This window comes from Methylobacterium sp. Leaf469, assembly GCF_001424745.1.
Lineage (GTDB): Bacteria > Pseudomonadota > Alphaproteobacteria > Rhizobiales > Beijerinckiaceae > Methylobacterium.
This window is the reverse complement of the sequence record NZ_LMRE01000002.1, coordinates 62433-82892: the sequence shown is the minus strand read 5'-3', so window position 1 is coordinate 82892 and position 20460 is coordinate 62433. Positions and strand designations below refer to the sequence as shown.

Sequence of the window (20460 nt, the reverse complement as noted above, 5' to 3'; positions counted from 1 at the left end):
ATCGGCCGGTCTGTCCCACGTCGACACCTGCCTTCGATCCCCGCATCGGATGGGCCGTGCCCAGGAGAACAGCCCCGTGGCCCCATCGCCTGATACCGTTTCGCGCGTGGGGGCCCCCTTCGCGGTGGCCGTCGTCGGCGCCGGGGCCGCCGGCCTCGGGGCCGCCCTGGCGCTCGCCCGCGACGGCATCCCCACCGCCCTCGTCGGCCGGCACGCGCCCGTGGCCGACGGGCGGACCGTGGCCCTCCTCGACGGGTCGGTGCGCTTCCTCAGGGCGCTCGGTGCCTGGGAGGGCATCGCTCCTCACGCGAGCCCGCTGGCCGAGCTTCACATCGTCGACGACACCGGCAGCTTGTTCCGGCCGCCCCCGGCCCGCTTCGTCGCGACCGAGATCGGCCTCGATGCCTTCGGCTGGAACGTCGAGAGCGCCCGGCTCGTCGAGAGCCTGCGGGCGCAGGCCCGGGGCATGGCCAACCTCACCCTGTTCGAGAGCGACGCGGTCGAGTTCCACGTGGGCGCGGAGGCCGCCGATCTCACCCTCGCGGACGGCACGCGCCTGTCCGCCCGCCTCGCGGTCGGGGCCGACGGTGCCCGCTCGAAGCTGCGGGCTGCCGCCGGTCTCGTCCCCCGGGAATGGTCCTACCCGCAGGCCGCCATCACCACGATCCTCGCCCACACCCGTCCGCACCGGGACGTCTCGACGGAGTTCCACACGCGGCAGGGGCCGTTCACCCTGGTTCCGCTGCCCGGTGGCCACCGCTCCAGCCTCGTTTGGGTGATGGACGACAGGCGGGCGCAGGCCATGGCGGCCCTCGACGAGGCCGGGCTCGCACGCGCCGTGGAGACCCAGGCGCAGGCGATGCTGGGGGCCATGCGGATCGACGGGCCGCGCGGCCTCGTCCCCATGCGCGGCCTCGCCCTGACGAGTCCGGTTTCCGCCCGCCTCGCCCTTGTCGGCGAGGCGGCCCATGTCTTCCCGCCCATCGGCGCGCAGGGCCTCAACCTCGGTCTGCGCGATGCGGCGGCCCTGCGGGACGCCGTCGTGGAGGCGGTGGGCGACGGACGCGACCCGGGCTCGCGGGCGGCACTGGCGGGGTTCGCCCGGGGTCGCAGTCGCGACGCGCGCCTGCGGACCCTGGCGGTGGACACCCTCAACCGAAGCCTGCTCACCGGCTTCCTGCCCGTGGACGCGCTGCGCGGCCTCGGGCTCCTCGCCATGACGACGATCGCACCCTTGCGCCGGATCGTCATGCGCGAGGGCGTGGTGCCGCGTCTCGGTGCCCCGAGCTTGATGCGGTGACGTTCAGCGCCGGGCCAAATCTTTGACGGCGTGGCCCGAGGACGTGTGCTGCGGCTCCGTCGCCCCCGGTCGCGAGACCGTCGGGCGATCGGCGTCGATGCCCTCCCCGGTGAACGCCGTGCCGGCCCGTCCCAGGGCCTCGCCGTGGGCGAACAGCGCCCTCATGTAGGTCTGGTCGAAGGGCACCGTGCTCGTCCGGGTGAAGCGCCCGTCGATTTCGGCGACACGAAGGTCGAGGCCCGTGCGCTGGGCGAACCCTCGGCTGAGCGCGAGGGCCGCGCGGGTCTGCGCCTTGATCGCCGCCGACATGGACCGGCCGAGCACGCTCAGGGTGGTGCGCGAGGCCATCTGGAAGTGCGGCGCAAGCGTGTTGTTGATCACGAGGTAGACCCGGTGGGTCGGCAGGGCGACCGGGTCGGCGGAGAGCAGCGTCGCTTCGGGGGCGAGGTAGTACGGTGCCGTGGTCCCGCCGTCGTCGTGCATCTCCTGGATCGGCCTGGACCCTGCCATGGCCTGCACCATCACCGGCGGAAACACCCCCGGCACCGCCGAGGACGCGAGGATGATGTCCCGGAACAGGGCGAGGGCCTTCGGGCCGCCCGTCGCGGCGATGGCGCCCATGTCCCACAGCACCGGCCGCTCGGAATCCACCGCCGTGGTGGCGATGAGGAGACGCCGTCCCTTTGCGTGCTCGGCCGCGATGGCCTGAAGCAGCTTCGGGGTCACCGATTGGTCGATGCGCCGCTTGAGCGGCCAGGTGTCGGTCAGGGCTTCGTTGGTGCCGCCGAATTCGAAGACGTCGGCGGCCGAGATGTCCGTGTAGGCCTTGTGCAAGGCTTCATCGCCGCCCGACCCGACGAAGGCGAAGGGGGCGATCATCGCACCCGTGCTGACGCCCGTGATCACGCCGAAGCTCGGCCGGGTGCCGGCCTCGCTCCACCCCTTGAGGAGACCGGCCGCGAAGGCGCCGTTCTCGCCGCCGCCCGAGAGCACCAGCCAGGGGTCGGCGACGGCCCGTGCGTCGTCGAGGAGCCGGGCGAAGGCGGCCGGATCGTCACCGGGGATGCGCAGGCCCGCGGGAAGTCCGTCGGGTCGCGCCGATGCGGCGTCCGCGGCGGTGAAGACGGTGCGTTCTGGGGGCCTGCCTCGCTCGGCGGCGGAACCCGGCTGTGGGAGGCCGAGACCGATGACGGCCGCGCACACGAGCGCCGTGGACCGGAGGCCGATACGGCTGATCGATGATCCGGACATGGGTCCGTCCTTCGTTCGTCGTCGAGGTGCCCGCCTCGTCCTCAGAACGTGAGGCGGCGGGTCTCGTTCCGGATGGTCCTCTCATCCCGGCCGCGTGGCAAATGGTTTGGTGTGTCCGCGCACCTTTACGACGGGGGCAGGCTTGAACTAACCGCTGGGGCGGGACCCCGACACACAAGAACACGGAGCCTGAGACGCCGATGAAATTGCCCCGCCGCTTCTTCCAGCCGCTCGCCACCGGCGCGCCCGCACCGTTCCGTGAGCTTCCGGTGAAGCTCGAGCGCATGATCCACTTCGTGCCGCCGCACAACGACAAGGTCCGCGCCCGCGTGCCCGAGCTTGCCGCCACCGTCGACGTTGTGCTGGGCAACCTCGAGGACGCCGTGCCCGTCGATCAGAAGGAGGCCGCGCGCAAGGGCTTCGTCGCCATGGCGCGGGCCACCGACTTCGCCGCGTCCGGCACCGGCCTGTGGACCCGCATCAATGCCCTGAACTCGCCTTGGATTCTCGACGACCTGTTCGAGATCGTCTCCCAGGTCGGCGACAAGCTCGACGTGGTGATGGTGCCCAAGGTCGAAGGGCCGTGGGACATCCACTACGTCGACCAGCTGCTCGCCCAGCTCGAGGCGAAGCACGGCGTGAAGAAGCCCATCCTCGTCCACGCCATCCTGGAGACGGCCGAGGGTGTGGCCAACGTCGATGCCATCGCCTCCGCCTCGCCGCGCATGCACGGCATGAGCCTCGGCCCCGCCGATCTCGCGGCGTCCCGCGGCATGAAGACCACCCGCGTCGGCGGCGGCCACCCGGATTACCGCGTCATTGCCGATCCGACTTCGGACGGCGCCGTCCGCGCCTCCGCCCAGCAGGATCTCTGGCACTACACAATTGCGAAAATGGTCGATGCCTGCATGGCCAACGGCCTCAAGGCCTTCTACGGCCCGTTCGGCGACTTCTCCGACGGGGACGCCTGCGAGGCTCAGTTCCGCAACGCCTTCCTCATGGGCTGCGCCGGGGCCTGGACACTGCACCCGAACCAGGTCGCCATCGCCAAGCGCGTGTTCGCGCCCGATCCGGCGGAGGTCGCCTTCGCGGTGCGCATCGTCGAGGCGATGCCCGACGGCACCGGCGCGGTGATGCTGGACGGCAAGATGCAGGACGACGCCACCTGGAAGCAGGCGAAGGTCATCGTCGATCTCGCCCGCCTCGTGGCCGACAAGGACCCGGAACTCGCCAAGACCTACGGTCTGACCTGAAGGCGTCGGTTGTCGTCGGCGGCATCGTCGCCGATGACAACCGCGGCGGGCCGGCTTATCTGACGGGGATGAGCGATACGATTTCCACCGCGCCCGAAATGAGAACCGCCAAGTTCGGCTTAGGCGCCGTGGTCCGGCACCGGATCTATCCGTTCCGCGGCATCGTGTTCGATGTCGATCCGGTGTTCGACAACACCGAGGAATGGTGGCTGGCGATTCCCGAGGAGGTTCGGCCGCGCAAGGACCAGCCGTTCTATCACCTGCTCGCCGAGAACGCCGAGAGCGAGTACGTCGCCTACGTCTCCGAGCAGAACCTTGTGCCGGATACCTCCGGCGAGGCCCTGCGCCACACCGGCATCGCCGAGGTGTTCGAGCGCGATGCGGAGGGCACCTACCGGATGCGGACGTCCCAGGCGAACTGACCGCAAGTTCGAAAGCCCCCGAAACGAGAAAGGCCGGGCGATCCTTCGCCCGGCCTTTCTCGTTTCGAATCCCAGCGGATCGCGGCGTGGCCGCGATCCGATCGCTCTCAAGGCTTGGGCGCGGCGGCCGGAGCCGGGGCAGCCGCACCACCGGTGGCGTTCTGCTGCTCGAGTTTCTTGCGCATGTCGTCGCTGCGCTTCTCCAGCTCGGACTGGAGCTTCTTCTGCTGCTCTTCCAGCACCTTCGGGTCGATGGCGGGGCCGTCGAAGGCCTTGCCGAAGCCGGCGAGCGGCACCGCGAAGGTGACCTCGCGCTGGGTCTGGTTCTGGACGCTGACGTTGAGGGTGGTGCCCTTCTTCATCGCGTTGACGACGTCGTTGCCGACGCCGCCGGCCTCGGCGAAGCAGCCATTGGGGAAGCAGACGGCGAACTTGCCCGGCGTGCCCTGCTGACCGTCGACGGTGAAGCGGATGCCCGGCTGCAGCAGCAGGCCCAGCGGCAGCAGGTAGCGCACCACGCGTACGTTCTGCTGGGCGTTCTTCATGTCGTAGACGGCGACGGCGAGGACCGGCTGGCCCTGATCGGAGACGAAGTCGCGGGTGGTGTAGCAAACGTCCGTTGCGCTCGCCTGGTCCTTGCCGCAGACCTTGGTCCACTCGGTTTGGGACGGCTCGGACTTCACGTTGACGGTTTGGGGACCGGTCTGCTGCTGCGCCATGCCGCCGCCCGCGGGAGCGGCCGGTGCCGTCGGGGCAGGGGCCGTCGGCGCAGGCGCGCCCGGCTTCGGCTTCGGAGCCTGCGCGAGGGCCGGTCCGGCAAGACCCGCCAGGGCAAGGAACGCGGCGATGCGCAGCGGGCGCGCGGGACGGTTGGCGAAGGACATCAGGTCTGGCCCCTTGGAATCTGGAAATCGACGGACTTGTATGGGAGGCGCGGCCGGGACGCGAGGTCCCGGTGGGCGTTTGGACGCGAAGCGACACGGTGACGACGGACTAGGACCCGCGCACCGGCTTGGCGGCCCAGCGCCGGCAGATCGGGTGTGTCCCGATCCCGCCTGAACGATTGCGCGCCTGCTTTCCTCAGGGAATGCGGCGAAGACATGACACCTGCCCCGTTCGGGCCGTTCGGGCAGGGCGGTTTAAGGCGCGCTTAACCCTAAGGGTTCATGAACGTGGGGCATCGGGAGTTCAAGCGCACGTGTCGGCGCAGCCAGCCATCTCATCCCCTTCACCGGGCTTCGCGACCGGCGCTGCCGCGCCGCGCGCTCCGGCCTCGCCCCGTCCCGCCCTGCTGAGCCTCCCGAGGTCCGCGGGCGATGCGACCGCCGCGCCGCGCGACCCCCTCTTGCGCGGCCAGCGCCTGTGCAGCCTGCTGGCCGCCACGGCCCATGCCCACCCGCAACGGATCGCCTTCGTCGATTCGCCGGATAAGCACCGCCGGAGTGGACGCCAATCCATCGTCTGGACCTACGCCGCCGCTGCCGAGATCGTGGCTCGCCTCGCCAACGGCCTCCGCGGCTGGCGGCTTCCGGCGGAGAGCCGGATCGGGATCGCCCTGCCGGACGCTATCGAGGGAGCCCTCGCCATCCTCGCGGTGGAAGCGGCCGGGCACGTTCCGGCCCTCCTGCCCGCAGCTCTGGACGAGGACGGCCTCGTCCTCGCCGTTCAGTCCGCCGGCATCAGCGCGGTCCTGACCCAGGCCCGCTTCGGCGCGACCCATCCGGCCGAGCGCCTGCGCCGGGTGGCCGCCCGGTATTTCGGCCTGCGCTACCTCGCCGCCTTCGGGCCGGACGTGCCCGACGGCGTCATCAACCTCGATGCCATGGTGCTCGACCAGTCCGGTGGCCCGTTCGCCCCGGGACCCGGCGGCTTGGTCAGCTTCGCCGGGGGCGATCCCGCCTGCCCGATCCACCGCAGCGCCGATGCCCTGGCGGCCGCCATCGCAGTGCATGGGATCACCGCCCGGATGGCGCCGGGCGAGCGTCTCCTCACACTCCTGCCCGGCAGCGACCTGCGCGGGCTCGTCACGGGTCTCGGTGCCGCCCTCGTGGCCGGCGCGACCTTCGAGGCGATGCCGATGTTCGAGGCGGCGGGATTCGCCGAGGCCCTGGCGCGCCCGGTGGCGACCCACCTCGTGGTGCCGGCGGCCTTGGAGGCCAACTTCGCCGCGAGCCACCTGCCTGCGACCCTTGCCAGTCTCGTACTCGTGCACCGCACGCCGAGCCGCTTCCCCCAGCGCCGCCTGTCCTCCCGTCCGGACGCGGTTCCGGTGATCGACGTGGTCGCCTTCGAGGAGATCGCCCTGCTCACCGGCGCACGCCGTGACAACGATGTCACCCTCACGTTGGCGGCTCCCGAACGGGCCGATCCCCGGTCCATCCTGATGAGCCTGCGCCGCGACCCCGATGGCGCCCTTGCCTTTCGGGGACTCGCCTGTCACGCGGGGCCGCTGCAACGCGGCATTCCCCAACCGGATTTCGCGGAGGGGTGGCTGCCCTCGTCGTTTCGCGTGCCCGTCGCCGGCGGCCGCGCCATGGGCGTCGAGGATCACTGAGGCATCGCACGCGAGCGCGTCACCAAATCGATCGCGTCACGTCATAAAATCGAGATCAAGCCGGATCCCAGTCAATCGAATCATCTGAATTTCAAAAATACCCTTTTGAGCAGTAGTTTGCCACGAGATCCGCAAGCCCCGCATGAAGGGTAGTTCTGGTTCGTTGCCCTCGGGCTCCCGTCCCATGATGTGAAAACCATGTTTTCATGTCGGCGAACCAATCGTCGCCGTGTGTGTTGTCACACGGGTCCCTTCCCAAGGGACGATGGATGGACTACCGCTGACGCTCATGGGTGCGCTGCAACAGGTTCTCGTTGTCGATGATGGCCGTCGGGCCATCGACCGATCGCTGGCTGCGGAGCTCGCGGAGCTCGGCTATGCCAGCGTCACCGCCTCCCTGGAGGCGGCACAGGACGTGCTCGCGGTTATCGCGCGCCCGGCTGCCATCCTGCTGCAGGTGTCTTCGCGCGATCCGGCCTATGCGTTGCTGTCCGAGCGCTTGCGCGAGCAGATGCGCCATGCCGGCATCCCGGTCATCGTCGTGGATGAGCTCATGGCCGGCCAAGCCGGAACCCGCATCGATCTGCAGAGCGAGATCGGCCCCTACGTGCTCAACGAGCCCGATCTCTAGAGGCCACCACAAAGCGATCCGGGCGATTCGGCTCTGAGAAAGAATGTGAGCGTTCGCCCGTAAGCCCTTTATAGAATTCACGGAATCAGGTTCGACGGGCGCGCTGCAAAGCGCGTCCGTTTCACGTTCAGGCCGCCTTCGCCTTCTTGACGCGTGCGATCTTCGACAATTCACGCAGGATCGTGGTGGTGATCTTGAGGCGCTCGGGGATCGAGTCGAGGTCGCGGATGAACACGATGCTCATGTCCGGACGCACCTTGGCGAAGGACGCTTGGCCGGCGACGTAGGCGACGAGGCCCTGCGGGTTGGCGAACGACCGGTCGCGGAAATGCACCACGGCGCCCTTTGGGCCGGCCTCGACCTTCTCGACGTTGCAGTCGCGACACAGGATCTTGATGGTGACGATCTTGAGGAGCTGCTCCACCTCCGGCGGCAGCGGCCCGAACCGATCGATGAGTTCGGCGCCGAAGCTTTCCATCTCGGCATCGTTCTCGAGGGTCGAGAGTCGGCGGTAGAGGCCGAGCCGCACGGTGAGATCCTCGACGTAGTCCTCCGGGATGGTGACCGGGGCGCCCAGCGCGATGGTGGGCGACCAAGCCTCCTCCACCGGCTCCTCGATGCCGGCCTTGAGCGCGGTGACGGCATCCTCCAGCATCTGCTGGTAAAGCTCGTAGCCGACCTCCTTGATGTGTCCCGACTGGGCGTCACCCAGCAGATTGCCGGCGCCGCGGATGTCGAGGTCGTGGGAGGCGAGCTGGAAGCCGGCGCCCAAGGTGTCGAGGGTCTGGAGCACCTTCAGGCGCTTGTCGGCCTGCACCGTCAGGGTGCGGTTGGCCGGCGTCGTGAACAGCGCGTAGGCCCGGGCCTTGGCGCGCCCGACGCGGCCGCGCAGCTGGTACAGCTGGGCGAGGCCGAACATGTCGGCCCGGTGCACGATCAACGTGTTGGCCGTCGGAATGTCGAGGCCGGATTCGACGATGGTCGTCGAGAGCAGAACATCGTACTTGCCCTCGTAGAACGCCGTCATCACGTCCTCGAGCTGGCCCGCCGCCATCTGGCCATGGGCGACCGCCACGGTCGTCTCGGGCATCTCGGTGTCGAGGAATTTCTTGACCTCGGCCAGATCCTCGATGCGTGGCACCACGTAGAACGACTGGCCGCCGCGATAGCGCTCGCGCAGCAGCGCCTCCCGGATCAGCAGGGGATCGAACGGCGTCACGGAGGTGCGCACGGCGAGGCGGTCCACCGGCGGCGTCGCGATGATGGAGAGTTCGCGGACCCCCGTCATGGCGAGCTGCAGGGTGCGGGGGATCGGCGTCGCCGAGAGGGTGAGCACGTGCACGTCGGCCTGGAGCGCCTTGAGGCGCTCCTTGTGGGCCACGCCGAAATGTTGCTCCTCGTCGACGATGATGAGGCCGAGATCCTTGAACGCCACGTTCTTGGCCAGCAGCGCGTGGGTGCCGATGACGATGTCGACGGTGCCGGCGGTGAGACCGTCGCGCACCCGCTTCATCTCGGTGTTGGAGACGAAGCGCGACATCTGGGCGACCTCGACGGGCAGGCCTTTGAAGCGCTCGGCGAAGGTCCGGTAGTGCTGGCGCGCCAGGAGCGTGGTGGGCACCACCACCGCCACCTGCTTGCCGCCCATGGCGCCGGCGAAGGCCGCACGCAGGGCCACCTCGGTCTTGCCGAAGCCGACGTCGCCGCACACCAGCCGGTCCATGGGCCGGCCGGCGTTGAGGTCGGTGAGCACCGCGTCGATGGCGTTGGCCTGGTCCTCGGTCTCGTTGAAGGCGAAGCGCGCCGCGAACTCGTCGGTGAGGCCTTCCGGCGCGTGCAGGCGCGGGGCCTGGCGCACGAAGCGCTCGGCCGCGACCCGGATGAGCTGGCCCGCCATCTCGAGGATGCGCTTCTTCATCTTGGCCTTGCGGGCCTGCCAGGCGCCGCCGCCGAGACGGTCGAGGGCGACCTCCGCATCCTCCGAGCCGTAGCGGGTCAGAAGCTCGATGTTCTCCACGGGCAGGAGCAGCAAGCCGCCCGCATACTGGATCTCGAGGCAATCGTGCGGTGCCCCCGCGGCCGTCACCGTCTTCAGGCCGACGAACCGGCCGATGCCGTGGTCGGCATGGACCACGAGGTCGCCGGCCTGGAGCGCCTGGACTTCGAGGATGATGTCCTGCGGGCGCTTGGCCTTGCGCTTCTGGCGCACCAGCCGGTCGCCGAGGATGTCGCCTTCCGAGATCACCGCGAGCTTGTCGACGGTAAAGCCGCTCTCCAGGCCCCACACCGCCACCGCCACGTCGGTGCCGCGCTTGAGTGCGTTCACCGCCGTCAGGGTGTTGATGGCGATGGGCTTCTTGAGCCCATGGTCGGAGAGCACGCTGCACAGGCGGTCGCGCGAGCCGTCGGACCAGGATCCAAGGATCACGTGATGACCGGATCCCTGCAGGTCCTTGACGTGCGCCACCGCTGCATCGAACACGCTGGCCGATTCGTCGGCGCGCTCGGCCGCGAAGGTGCGGCCTTGCCGACCCTCGCAATCGATGGTCAGGCGCTCCGAGTTTTCGGACAGGGTGAAGGGCGAAAGCCGGGCGATCGCTGCCGCCGCCACCCGGTCGCGCCACTCGTTGGGCGTCAGGTACAGGGCCGAGGGCTTGAGGGGCTTGTAGGGCGCGACCCCCGGGGACGGGGCCTTCACCGCCTCGGCGCGGGCATCGTAATAGTCGCGGATCAGGGTGAGGCGCTCGGTGGCGGCCTCGTCGACCTGCGCGTCGAACACCAGGGGCACGCCGGCGACGTAGTCGAACAGGGTGTCGAGATGGTCGTAGAACAGCGGCATCCAGTGCTCGAGGCCGGCGTAGCGCCGGCCCTCGCTGATGGTCTCGTAGAGACGGTCGTCACGGGTCGCGGCACCGAAGCTTCCGATGTAGCCCTGGCGGAAGCGCCGGATCGTCTCCGTGGTGAGCTGGACCTCGCTCATGGGGACGAGGTCGAGGGAGCGCAGCTGCCCGATGGTGCGCTGGGTCTCGGGGTCGAAGGCGCGGATCGATTCGAGGGTGTCGCCGAAGAAGTCGAGGCGGATCGGGTTCGGCAGGCCGGGCGGCGACAGGTCGAGGATGCCGCCGCGCACGGCGTACTCGCCGGTGTCCCGCACCGTCCCCGTGCGCAAGAAGCCGTTGGCCTCGACCCAGGCGGTGACCTGATCCATGGGCACCACGTTGCCGATGGCGGCCGAGAAGGTCTCGACGGCGATCTTCTCTTTGGGCGGCACCCTCTGAATCAAAGCATTGACCGTGGTGCACAGGATGCGCGGCTGCTCCTCCGACGAGCGTGACCGGGAGAGCCGCGACAGGGCGGTCATGCGCTGAGCCGCGATGGCGGCGTTGGGCGAGACGCGGTCGTAGGGCTGGCAGTCCCAGGCCGGGACGCTCATGGCCTCGATCTCGGGGGCGACGAACTTCAGGGCGTTGACGAAGGCCGCCGCGCGCCCGGAATCGCGCGCGACGTGGACGAGGACCGCCGGCCCCTCGACGTCGCGGCTCAGCGCCCGGGCGAGATCCGCCACCACGACGGCGTCGAACCCTTCCGGCACGTTGGCGAGCGTCGGGCTGTCGCCACGCTTGAGCGCCTCCAGCGCGCGGGCGAGGGGCCCGGATTTCGGCAGGGCGAAGCGCGCCACGGGGGGCTTTGGGGCGGGCGCGGGGGCTTTGGGTTGGGGTTTTGCCATCGGGTCGGGTGTCTGAACTCGTTCGGTGGGCGAGGCGCAACGCGGCATCCCTCCCCGTAGGGGGGATCGAGGGCGTCGGACGGTCCCGTGCGGTCGCGCGGTGTCTAGTGAATCGGCGCGTCGTGCTTATGGAACGCCTTGAGGCGGCGGTACACGGGGGTATCGTAGTTCTGCGGCGTCTCGTCCTCGCCCGTGAGCCAGCGGAACAGGTCGCGGTCCGGCACCTCGATGAGCGCCTCGAACAGGGTTAGTTCCTCCTCCGTCAGGGTGCCGATCTCGGCATCGGCGAAGCGGCCCATGATGAGGTCCATCTCGCGGATGCCGCGATGCCAGGCGCGGAAGAGGGTGCGGCGGCGGCGTGGATCGAGGTCCGCGCTGGTGCGGGTGGTTCCGGACATGGGCTCGCCTGTGATGCTGTGATCCGGGGATGACGGGAACTCGGTATCAAGGGATCCCGGGATCGGAGGATCTTCGGACCCGGGCCGATGCGGCATCCGCGCCGGGACCAAGCCTTTCAAGACGTATATAGAGGCACCGCGTCGCGTCACCATCCCGCCCGGCGCATGCGCCAACCTCTTAAGGCCACCGCCTTAGCGTCCGCGAAAACCGCCCTCGCCCGAGCCGCATGACCGACGACCCCCGCCCTGCCCCGCTCCGCCCGACCATCCTCGACCCGCTCTTCGCACCGGCGCGCGGCTTGCCGGGCATCGGACCGAAGATGGCGCCGATGATCGAGCGGCTGCTGGGCACCCCCGAGCAGCCGGCCCGCATCGTCGATCTCCTGTTCCACCTGCCCCAGGGCGGCGTGGTGCGAAAGCTCCTCGGCTCCATCGCGGAGGCGCCGCCCGGCGAGCCGGTGACCCTCGGCGTCACCGTGACCGAGTACCGCCCGCCCCAAGCCGGCGCCGGCAAGCGCCCGTTCCGGGTTCTGGTGGAAGATGCGACGGGCGACATCACCCTGGTGTTCTTCGGCATGCCGGCCCCCCGGGTGGAGAAGATGCTGCCGCTGGGCGCCCACCGCTACATCACCGGCCGCATCGACCTCTACGACGGCCACCGCCAGATGGTGCACCCGGCCCGCATCATCGACGAGGCGGGGCTCGCCGCCCTCCCCGCCGTCGAGCCGGTCTACGGCGCCACGGAGGGGCTAACCTCGCGGGCGATCTCGAAGCTGGCGCACGCGGCGCTGGAGCGCCTGCCGGTGCTGCCCGAATGGCAGGACCCGGCCTGGCTGGCCCGCGAGAGTTTGCCGACCTTCGCCGACGCATTGCGCGCCGAGCATCGCCCCGAGAACGCCCCGCCGCCCGTTCCGGACGGCGCGACGAGCGCACCCCGGACGCCTGCCCGGAGGCGTCTTGCCTACGACGAACTCCTGGCCTCGCAACTGGCGCTCGCGCTGCTCCGCGCCCGCAACCGCCGGGCACCGGGCCGGGCCAACGCGGGCGACGGGCACTTGAAGGACCGAATCGAGGCCGCCCTGCCCTTCGGGCTCACGGGTGCCCAGAAGCGCGCCGTCGCGGAGATCCGCGCCGATCTCGCCTCCGATCGGCGCATGCTGCGCCTGCTCCAGGGCGATGTCGGCTCGGGCAAGACCGCCGTGGCGCTGCTGGCCATGGCCTCCGCCATCGAGGTCGGGCGGCAAGCGGCGCTCATGGCCCCCACGGAAATCCTCGCCCGCCAGCATTTCGAGCGGCTCGGGCCCATGGCCGGGAGCCTGCGCCTGCGCCTCCTCACCGGGCGCGACCGGGCCGCCGAGCGCCGCGCGACGCTCGCAGACCTTGCGGCCGGCACCATCGACATCGTGGTCGGCACCCATGCCCTGTTCCAGGACAGCGTGGTCTTTCGCGATCTCGGCGTGGCCGTGGTGGACGAGCAGCACCGCTTCGGCGTCCACCAGCGCCTGGCGCTCGGGGCCAAGGGCCAGGCCGTGGACATCCTGGTGATGACCGCCACACCCATTCCCCGCACCCTGGCGCTGACCTGCTTTGGCGACATGGACGTCTCGGTGCTCGACGAGAAACCCGCCGGCCGCCAGGCCATCGTCACCCGCCTCGTCTCCACCGACCGCCTCGACGAGGTGGTGGCGGGGTTGGGCCGCGCGTTGGCGGCCGGCGACCGGGTCTACTGGATCTGTCCCCTGGTGGCCGAATCCGAATTCATCGATCTCGCGGCAGCGGAGGAGCGGTTCGCGGATCTGCGCCACAGCTTCGGCGACGCCGTCGGGTTGATCCACGGCAAGATGCCGGGGCCGGACAAGGACGCCGCTATGGAACGGTTCTCCGCCGGCGTCACGAAGATCCTCGTCTCCACCACCGTGGTCGAGGTCGGCGTCGACGTGCCGGAGGCGACCATCATGGTCATCGAGCATGCCGAGCGTTTCGGGCTGGCCCAGCTCCACCAGCTGCGCGGTCGGGTCGGGCGGGGCGCCAGGGCATCCACCTGCCTGCTGCTCTATCGCGGGCCGCTGGGGCAGGTCTCGCGGGCACGCCTGGAGATGATGCGCGAGACCGAGGACGGGTTTCGCATCGCCGAGGAGGACCTGCGCCTGCGCGGCGAGGGCGAGGTACTGGGCACGCGCCAATCCGGCCTGGCCGCCTTCCGCCTCGCGAGCCTGGAGACCGACGCCGAACTGCTGCAGGTCGCCCGCGACGACGCCCAACTCGTGGTCCAGCGCGATCCCGGCCTCAAGAGCGAGCGGGGCCGGGCCCTCAGGGTGCTGCTCTACCTGTTCGAGCGCGACGCTGCGATCCGTCTCCTCGGAGCCGGATGACCCCTCATACCGGTCGATCGCTTCGCGACGCGGATCTGGGCTTCGCTCAGGCGTCCACCGGGGCAGCGGGCTTCACCGCCGCTTCCTGCGCATGGCGCAAGGTGGCGGCCATGGCCTGGATCCGTGCGTGCGGATCGTCGGGCTGGATCACGCCCGCCGACATGACGAGTTTGGCCGCATCGTCCACGCTCATGGCGATCTCCACGATGTCGTGGCGCGGCAGATAGAAGAAGAACCCCGTGGTCGGATTGGGCGCGCAGGGCAGGAACACGCCGACATGGTCGCCGCCGGGCGCCAGGGCGTTCTGCACGTCGGGCGCGGCCGGCGCCGACAGGAACACCACCGACCAAGTGCCCTTCACCGGAAATTCCACGAGGCCGACAGTGCGGAACGAGGTGCCGTTGGCCGAAAACAGCGTCTCGAAGATCTGGCGCAGGCCCTTGTACAGCCCCGAGATCACCGGGGTCCGGGCGAGCAGCACCTCGCCGAACTCGACGACGCTGCGGCCGACGAGGTTGGCCGTGAGGAAGCCCAGCAGGGTCACCGCCAGGAAGGCGATGACGAGGCCGAGGCCTGGGATCGAGAACGGCAGGTAATGGTCGGGCAGGTAGCTCGCCGGCACCAGGGGCTTCACCCAGCCGTCGATGAGGCTGATGAACCACCACGTGATGTAGATGGTGATCGCCAGGGGGCCCGAGACGATGATGCCGGTGAGGAAGTAGGTCCGCAGGCGCCCGCGTGCGCTCACCCGGGGGCGGGCGCCTGCGGGCTCTGGTTCGGGGACCGGTGGGATGAGTGTCGCCACGGATGCACTTTCGGCGCGGGGAACGGCGCCCGAGGATCGTCGGCCGGCCCCGGCCCGCTTGCGTAGAGGTAGCCGCAGACGGTGCCGGGCTCAAGGTCGCGCCTGCGCGCCCGGCCCGCCGGTTCAGTGTCGGGTCGGGCGTTCCGCGAGCGTGTGCGCCAGGAAGAAGCGCACCATCTCGGCGCTGGCATCGGGGCCGCGCGGATCGGTGTAGGACCCGTCCGGGCTGCCGCCGGACCATGCGTGGCCGGTGCCGTGCAGGAGCCAATGCTCCAGCACGGCGCGACCGGCCTCGTCGGTCCGGACCGTGCGGGTGTAGCGGGTGCCCCCCGGCGCGGTGCCGTTGGTGACCGTGGTACCGAGAGCCTCGGCGGGCGTCGCCTGGGCGATGACCCGTTCGCCGTTGACGGGATGGACCGTGCGGTCGCCGTCGCCGTGGAACACGATGGTCGGCACGGCCGGGCCGTTCCCGCGCGCCTGGACCGCCCCGCCGCCGTTCATGGCCGCGAAGGCGGACGGCATGTCGCGGGCCGCCCCGCAGGCGAGGCCCGAATGGACGCCGACCGCCGCGAACAGGTCGGGATAGGTCGCGGCCATGATGGCCGCCGCCGCCCCGCCCGCCGAGAGGCCGGCGACGTAGACGCGGGTTGCGTCGCCGCCGAACTCGGCCACCACCGCCCGGGCGATACCGGCGATGAGGGCCGGTTCGCCGCCCTCGCGCTGCTGGTCGCCGGCGTTGAACCAGTTCCAGCATTTCTGCGCGTTGGCCGAGGGGGGCTGCGCCGGATAGGCCACGAGGAAGCCCTGCGTCTCGGCCAGCGCGTTCATGCGGGTACCGGCGGCGAAGTCGTCGGGCGACTGGGTGCAGCCGTGCAGCATCACGATCACGGGGAGCGTCTCGCCCGTCCGGCCACTCGGCACGTAGACCTTGTAGTCGCGGGCGCCCCCCGCACTGGTGAAGTGGCCTGTCTCGAAGCGGGCGCCCTCGGGCACCGGAATCGGCTTCGTGGCGGGGCCTCGGCCAAGTCCCTGACCGAGGCCCTGACCGAAACCTTCGAGGTTCGGCATCGCCGCCGCCAGACCGCCGGCCTTGGTGAAGCGCTCGGATAGGGCGCGCAGGGCCTGTGCGGGGTCGAGCCGTGCCGCCTGCGTGGGTGCGTCGGCAGTGGTGTCCCTGTCTGCCCCCGGCGCCGTCCAGGCCCCGGTGCCGTCCGTCGGGGCCACCATGTCGAGGATCGGGCGCGGGCGCTTCGTGTCCTTCGGTGCGTCCGCCTCGGGCGCAGGCTTGCCCTGGAGCAGGGCCATCGCCTCGGCGAGCCGCCCGGCCTGGGTCAGGCGGGTGACGGCGGCCATGTCGATGGCGGAGAAGTGGGTTGCGTCGAATGGGGCCATGGATCGGAATCCTTGTCGGTGAGGGAGTTCAGGCGATGCGGTCGGCGAGGGCCGCCTTGACCGCCGGGCTCGCCTGGAAGGCACCCAGCACCTGCACGGAGGCGATGGCGGCGCGGGCGAGTTCGGGGGTGACGTCGGGGGCGATGCTGGCGAGGCCGAGCACCTGGATGTGGAGCGGCGCGCCGGCGTCGCGCGCCGCCTCAAGGGCGGCGCGGCTGTAATGGGAGAGCCCGAGTTCGAGGCCCTTGCGGGCCACGGACTGGCGCACGGCCTCGCCCTGGCGTTCGAGCTGGTTGCGCACGGCGGTGCGGATGAAGTCGGCCCGGTTGGCGAAGAAGCCGTCGCGAACCATCAGATCGATGTGCCCGAGGTCGACGAAGCCGAGATTGACCGTGACCTTCTCGCTGTCGGGCAGCTTCGGCCGCAGGGCGTGAACGTTGTCTTCCATCTCTCGAACCCCTCCAGGCCATCCGGTTGGATGGTCTGAAGATGGCGACGGGATGGAAAAGCGCAAGGGTCCGCGATCAGTCGCCGTGGGCGGGACCGTGTTTCAGGGCGGGCTGGTGATGGAGCGGGACGATTCCCGCGCGGTTATTCCACCGTCACGGATTTCGCGAGGTTGCGCGGCTGGTCCACGTCTTTCCCCATGAACACCGCCGTATGGTAGGCGATGAGCTGGATCGGCACGGCGTAGACGATGGGCGCCACCACCGGATCGCAGTCGGGCATGGTCACCGTCGCCATGGTCTCGAGGCCGGCCGCCGCGGCGCCCTTGGCGTCGCCGATGAGGATGATGCGGCCGCCGCGCGCCGCCACCTCCTGCATGTTCGACACGGTCTTCTCGAAGATCGCGTCATGGGGGGCGATGACGATGACCGGCACGCTCTCGTCGATGAGGGCGATGGGGCCGTGCTTGAGTTCGCCCGCCGCATACCCTTCGGCGTGGATGTAGCTGATTTCCTTCAGCTTCAGGGCGCCCTCCAGCGCCATCGGGTAGCTGGTGCCGCGCCCCAGATAGAGCACGTCACGGGCCTTCGAGACCTCGCGGGCCAAAACCTCGATCTCGCCCTCGCGCTTGGCCGCCTCGGCCATGAGGCCCGGCACGGTGATGAGGGCGTCGACCAAGCCGCGCTCGCGCTCCGCGCTCAGGGTGCCGCGCGCCCGGCCCGCCGCGATGGCGAGGCACAGGAGCACGGTGAGCTGGCACGAGAACGCCTTGGTGGAGGCGACGCCGATCTCCGGGCCGGCCAGGGTCGGCACCACGGCGGAGGCCTCGCGGGCGATGGTCGAGGTCGGCACGTTGACCACCGCCAGGGTGTGCTGGCCTTGGCTCTTGGCGTAGCGCAGGGAGGCCAGTGTGTCGGCGGTCTCGCCCGATTGCGAGATCACCAGGGTGAGGCCGTCGCGGTCGAGGGGCGGCTCGCGGTAGCGCGCCTCGGAGGCGACGTCGATCTCCACGGGCAGGCGCGCCAGGGTCTCGAACCAGTATTTGGCCACGAGCCCGGCGTAGTAGGCCGTGCCGCAGGCGGTGATGGACAGCCGCGAGAGCGTGGCGAAATCGAACGGCAGGTCCCCCGGCAGGGCGACGCGGCCATTGGCCAGATCGACGTAGTGGGCGAGGGTCCGGCCCACGACCTCCGGCTGCTCGTGGATCTCCTTCGCCATGAAGTGGCGGTGGTTGCCCTTCTCGACCCGGTAGGCCTGGGCGACGATGCGCTGGCGCGGGCGTTCGACCATGGCCCCGCCGATGTCGCGGATCTCGGCGCCCGCGCGGGACAGGACCGCCCAGTCGCCCTCCTCCAGGTAGGTGATCTCCTCGGTGAACGGCGCCAGCGCCAGGGCGTCGGAGCCGAGATAGGTCTCGCCTATCCCTGCTTCCCTTTGGCCGAACCCGATGGCGAGCGGCGCGCCGTGGCGGGCGCCGATGAGCAGGTCGTCGTGGCCGGCGAACAGGATGCCGAGGGCGAAAGCGCCGTGCAGGCGCGGCAGGCAGGCGGCCACGGCCTCGATGGGGCTTAAGCCCCCCTCCATGGCGTGGCTGATAAGCTGGGCCACGACCTCGGTGTCGGTCTCGCTCTCGAAGCGGACCCCGAGGCCCTGCAGCTCGGCCTTGAGTTCGCGGAAATTCTCGATGATGCCGTTGTGGACCACGGCGAGGCGCGCCGTGGCGTGTGGGTGTGCGTTGGTCTCGTTGGGGCGCCCATGGGTCGCCCAGCGGGTGTGGCCGATGCCGATGGCGCCGGCGAGGGGCTCGTCGCGCAGGCGCGCCTCGAGGTTGGCGAGCTTGCCCTCCGCGCGCCTGCGTTCCAGGCGCCCCTGCGTCAGGGTGGCGATGCCGGCCGAATCGTAGCCGCGATACTCGAGCCGGCGCAGGGCCTCCACGAGCTGCCCGGCCACGGCGTCCCGTCCGACGATGCCAACGATTCCGCACATGGGTCGTGTCTCTCACAAACGGGCCGCCAAACCGCGGCCGAGCCGGGCTTGTATCGGATTGGAACAGGCGCGCCACCCGGTCGACGCCAAGGGTCGCCGGCAAACCCTCAACGCAAGCTTGAGGCAATCGGCCCAACCGCCCGCATGGTTTACGATTTTGCGCGCTTGGCCTTCTCGGCGGCCAGAGCCGCACGCTTGCCCGGCGCCCATCCGGCGAGGTTGCGCTGGCGCGCCCGCGAGACGGCCAGCGCGTCCTTGGGGACATCGGCCGCGATCACCGAGCCCGCCCCGACGATGGCACCGGCCCCCACGGTGACGGGGGCGACGAGGGCGGTGTTCGAGCCGATGAAGGCGCCCGCCCCGATGGTGGTGCGATGCTTGTTCACTCCGTCGTAGTTGCAGGTGATGGTGCCGGCCCCGACATTGGCGCCCGCCCCGATCTCGGCGTCGCCGAGGTAGCTCAGGTGGTTGGCCTTGGCGCCGGCGCCGAGGCGCGCGTTCTTGATCTCGACGAAGTTGCCGACCCGTGCGCCCGCCTCCAGCACCGCGCCGGGGCGCAGGCGGGCATAGGGACCGATCTGGACGCCCGGCGCCAGGGTGGCGCCTTCGAGATGCGAGAAGGCGTGGACGACAGAGCCGTCACCGACGGTGACGCCAGGGCCGAACACCACATGAGGTTCCACTAGAACGTCCCGGCCCAAAACCGTGTCGACACTGAAGAAAACCGTCTCAGGGGCGATCAGGGTCGCCCCGCCGAGCTGCGCTGCGCGCCGCAGGCGACTCTGGATCTCGGCCTCGGCGACGGCGAGTTGGATCCGGTCGTTGACGCCCTGCGCCTCGGCTTCGTCCACGGCCACCACGGCTACGGTGAGCCCGTCCGCGACGGCGAGGGCGACGGCGTCGGGCAGATAGTACTCGCCGGCCGCGTTGGCGTTGCCGATGCGGGCGAGGAGGTCGAGGGCGTGCCGGCCCGAGAGCGCCATCAGCCCGGCATTGCACAGGGTCACGGCCCGCTCTGGGGGGGTGGCGTCCTTCTCCTCCCGGATGGCCACCACCCGTCCGCCGTCCGTCAGCACGCGGCCGTAGCCCGTGGGGTTCGGACTGTCGAAGGCCAGCACCGCCACGGCGGCGCCGTCGGCCAGGGGCGCGCGCAGGCGCGCGAGGGTGGCGCCGGTGACGAGGGGGGTGTCGCCGAAGGCGACGATCACGTCGTCGTCGCCGGCCGTCAGGGCGTCGCGGGCGGCCAGCACCGCGTGGGCGGTGCCGAGGCGCTCGGCCTGGGGAAACACGGCGGCGCCCGGGGCCATCCGCTCGATCTCCCGGGCGACGGCCGCCTGCCCCGGCTCCACCACCACGGCGATGCGGCCCGCGCCGGCCTCGCGGGCGGCGGTGAGCACGTGGCCGAGCATGGTCCGCCCGGCCACGGCGTGGAGGACCTTGGGCCGATCCGAGCGCATCCGCGTGCCCTTGCCGGCGGCCAGCACGATGGCGGTGAGGCTGCGCCCGGTCGTCGTCGCTGCATCCATCGGTCGGTCCCAGTCCTTACGCGCGCTGCCGGTGCGCTACTGCGCCACCGCCGGGTCTGGCAAGGCCCCGGCTGACTCCCGCCGGGTTCGCAAACACCTTCCCTGGAACAAGCGCCTTCACTGGAACAAGCACCGCCCTCGGAATCAGCGACCGGAGAGGATCAGCGTGATCAGCACGGCGGCGACGCAGACGAACATGACGCAGCCCAGCGCCAGGCTCGCCAGAGTCGTCGTGGAGATGTAGGTGCCGGCGACGTGGCCCAGCACCCGGGCGATGCCGCCGCCTCCGCCCCGCGGGGAATGCTCCTGACCGGGATGGCCGCAGGCGGGGCAAGCCAAGGCCTGCGTGGACACACGGTGCGTGCAGGCGGGGCATGGAATCAGTGCCATGAAGAG

General features: G+C 70.4%; 16 protein-coding genes. 6 read left to right on the top strand and 10 right to left on the bottom strand.

What is annotated here, in order from left to right; translation table 11 throughout:
* Positions 1-106 precede the first annotated feature (106 nt).
* On the top strand, positions 107-1300 hold the full coding sequence (locus ASG60_RS04220; RefSeq protein WP_244476573.1) for an FAD-dependent monooxygenase: 1194 nt from the start codon (positions 107-109) through the stop codon (positions 1298-1300).
* Between the two features lie 3 nt (positions 1301-1303).
* On the opposite strand, the gene ASG60_RS04215 is transcribed toward ASG60_RS04220, so the two are convergent.
* Positions 1304-2551 carry a patatin-like phospholipase family protein gene (locus tag ASG60_RS04215; protein WP_082502496.1) on the bottom strand — a complete coding sequence of 416 codons (1248 nt, stop codon included), beginning with the start codon at positions 2549-2551 and terminating at the stop codon, positions 1304-1306.
* Positions 2552-2751: 200 nt separating this feature from the next.
* On the opposite strand from ASG60_RS04215, the gene ASG60_RS04210 reads away from it, so the two are divergent.
* Both ASG60_RS04210 and hspQ read left to right on the top strand, forming a co-directional pair.
* Positions 2752-3804 (top strand): CoA ester lyase, encoded by a 1053-nt coding sequence (locus ASG60_RS04210; protein WP_056263906.1) that lies wholly within the window; start codon positions 2752-2754, stop codon positions 3802-3804.
* A gap of 68 nt (positions 3805-3872) precedes the next feature.
* Positions 3873-4226: a heat shock protein HspQ gene (gene hspQ, locus ASG60_RS04205; RefSeq protein ID WP_056263904.1), complete on the top strand. Its 354-nt coding sequence runs from the start codon at positions 3873-3875 to the stop codon at positions 4224-4226.
* A 107-nt stretch (positions 4227-4333) separates the two neighbouring features.
* Here the strand turns inward: hspQ and ASG60_RS04200 are convergent, their stop codons facing one another.
* Positions 4334-5110 carry an invasion associated locus B family protein gene (locus tag ASG60_RS04200; RefSeq protein WP_056167979.1) on the bottom strand — a complete coding sequence of 259 codons (777 nt, stop codon included), beginning with the start codon at positions 5108-5110 and terminating at the stop codon, positions 4334-4336.
* Between the two features lie 461 nt (positions 5111-5571).
* Between ASG60_RS04200 and ASG60_RS04195 the strand changes: the two genes are divergently transcribed.
* The gene (locus ASG60_RS04195) at positions 5572-6780 is read left to right on the top strand and encodes an AMP-binding protein (RefSeq protein ID WP_244476572.1); all 1209 of its coding nucleotides are present in this window, start codon (positions 5572-5574) and stop codon (positions 6778-6780) included.
* 289 nt (positions 6781-7069) lie between these two features.
* On the top strand, positions 7070-7411 hold the full coding sequence (locus ASG60_RS04190; RefSeq protein WP_056167974.1) for a hypothetical protein: 342 nt from the start codon (positions 7070-7072) through the stop codon (positions 7409-7411).
* Between the two features lie 127 nt (positions 7412-7538).
* Here ASG60_RS04190 and mfd read toward each other — a convergent pair whose 3' ends face one another.
* Both mfd and ASG60_RS04180 read right to left on the bottom strand, forming a co-directional pair.
* Positions 7539-11138, bottom strand: coding sequence for a transcription-repair coupling factor (gene mfd / locus ASG60_RS04185; protein ID WP_056384331.1), 3600 nt, complete (start codon positions 11136-11138; stop codon positions 7539-7541).
* Positions 11139-11242: 104 nt separating this feature from the next.
* On the bottom strand, positions 11243-11536 hold the full coding sequence (locus tag ASG60_RS04180) for a succinate dehydrogenase assembly factor 2 (RefSeq protein WP_056097355.1): 294 nt from the start codon (positions 11534-11536) through the stop codon (positions 11243-11245).
* Between the two features lie 227 nt (positions 11537-11763).
* Between ASG60_RS04180 and recG the strand changes: the two genes are divergently transcribed.
* Complete coding sequence (recG, locus tag ASG60_RS04175) at positions 11764-13908, top strand: ATP-dependent DNA helicase RecG (protein ID WP_056384330.1); 2145 nt, start codon at positions 11764-11766, stop codon at positions 13906-13908.
* Between the two features lie 46 nt (positions 13909-13954).
* Here recG and ASG60_RS04170 read toward each other — a convergent pair whose 3' ends face one another.
* The 6 genes from ASG60_RS04170 to ASG60_RS22445 all read right to left on the bottom strand — a co-directional run bounded on the left by ASG60_RS04170 (position 13955) and on the right by ASG60_RS22445 (position 20454).
* The gene (locus tag ASG60_RS04170) at positions 13955-14713 is read right to left on the bottom strand and encodes a DUF502 domain-containing protein (protein ID WP_056167963.1); all 759 of its coding nucleotides are present in this window, start codon (positions 14711-14713) and stop codon (positions 13955-13957) included.
* 123 nt (positions 14714-14836) lie between these two features.
* Positions 14837-16105 carry a PHB depolymerase family esterase gene (locus ASG60_RS04165; RefSeq protein ID WP_056384329.1) on the bottom strand — a complete coding sequence of 423 codons (1269 nt, stop codon included), beginning with the start codon at positions 16103-16105 and terminating at the stop codon, positions 14837-14839.
* A gap of 28 nt (positions 16106-16133) precedes the next feature.
* Positions 16134-16553: a hypothetical protein gene (locus ASG60_RS04160; RefSeq protein ID WP_056358216.1), complete on the bottom strand. Its 420-nt coding sequence runs from the start codon at positions 16551-16553 to the stop codon at positions 16134-16136.
* Positions 16554-16696: 143 nt separating this feature from the next.
* On the bottom strand, positions 16697-18538 hold the full coding sequence (gene glmS, locus ASG60_RS04155; RefSeq protein WP_056167954.1) for a glutamine--fructose-6-phosphate transaminase (isomerizing): 1842 nt from the start codon (positions 18536-18538) through the stop codon (positions 16697-16699).
* A gap of 149 nt (positions 18539-18687) precedes the next feature.
* Positions 18688-20064, bottom strand: coding sequence for a bifunctional UDP-N-acetylglucosamine diphosphorylase/glucosamine-1-phosphate N-acetyltransferase GlmU (gene glmU / locus ASG60_RS04150; protein ID WP_056384328.1), 1377 nt, complete (start codon positions 20062-20064; stop codon positions 18688-18690).
* Between the two features lie 144 nt (positions 20065-20208).
* Complete coding sequence (locus tag ASG60_RS22445; RefSeq protein ID WP_056167940.1) at positions 20209-20454, bottom strand: hypothetical protein; 246 nt, start codon at positions 20452-20454, stop codon at positions 20209-20211.
* Positions 20455-20460 lie beyond the last annotated feature (6 nt).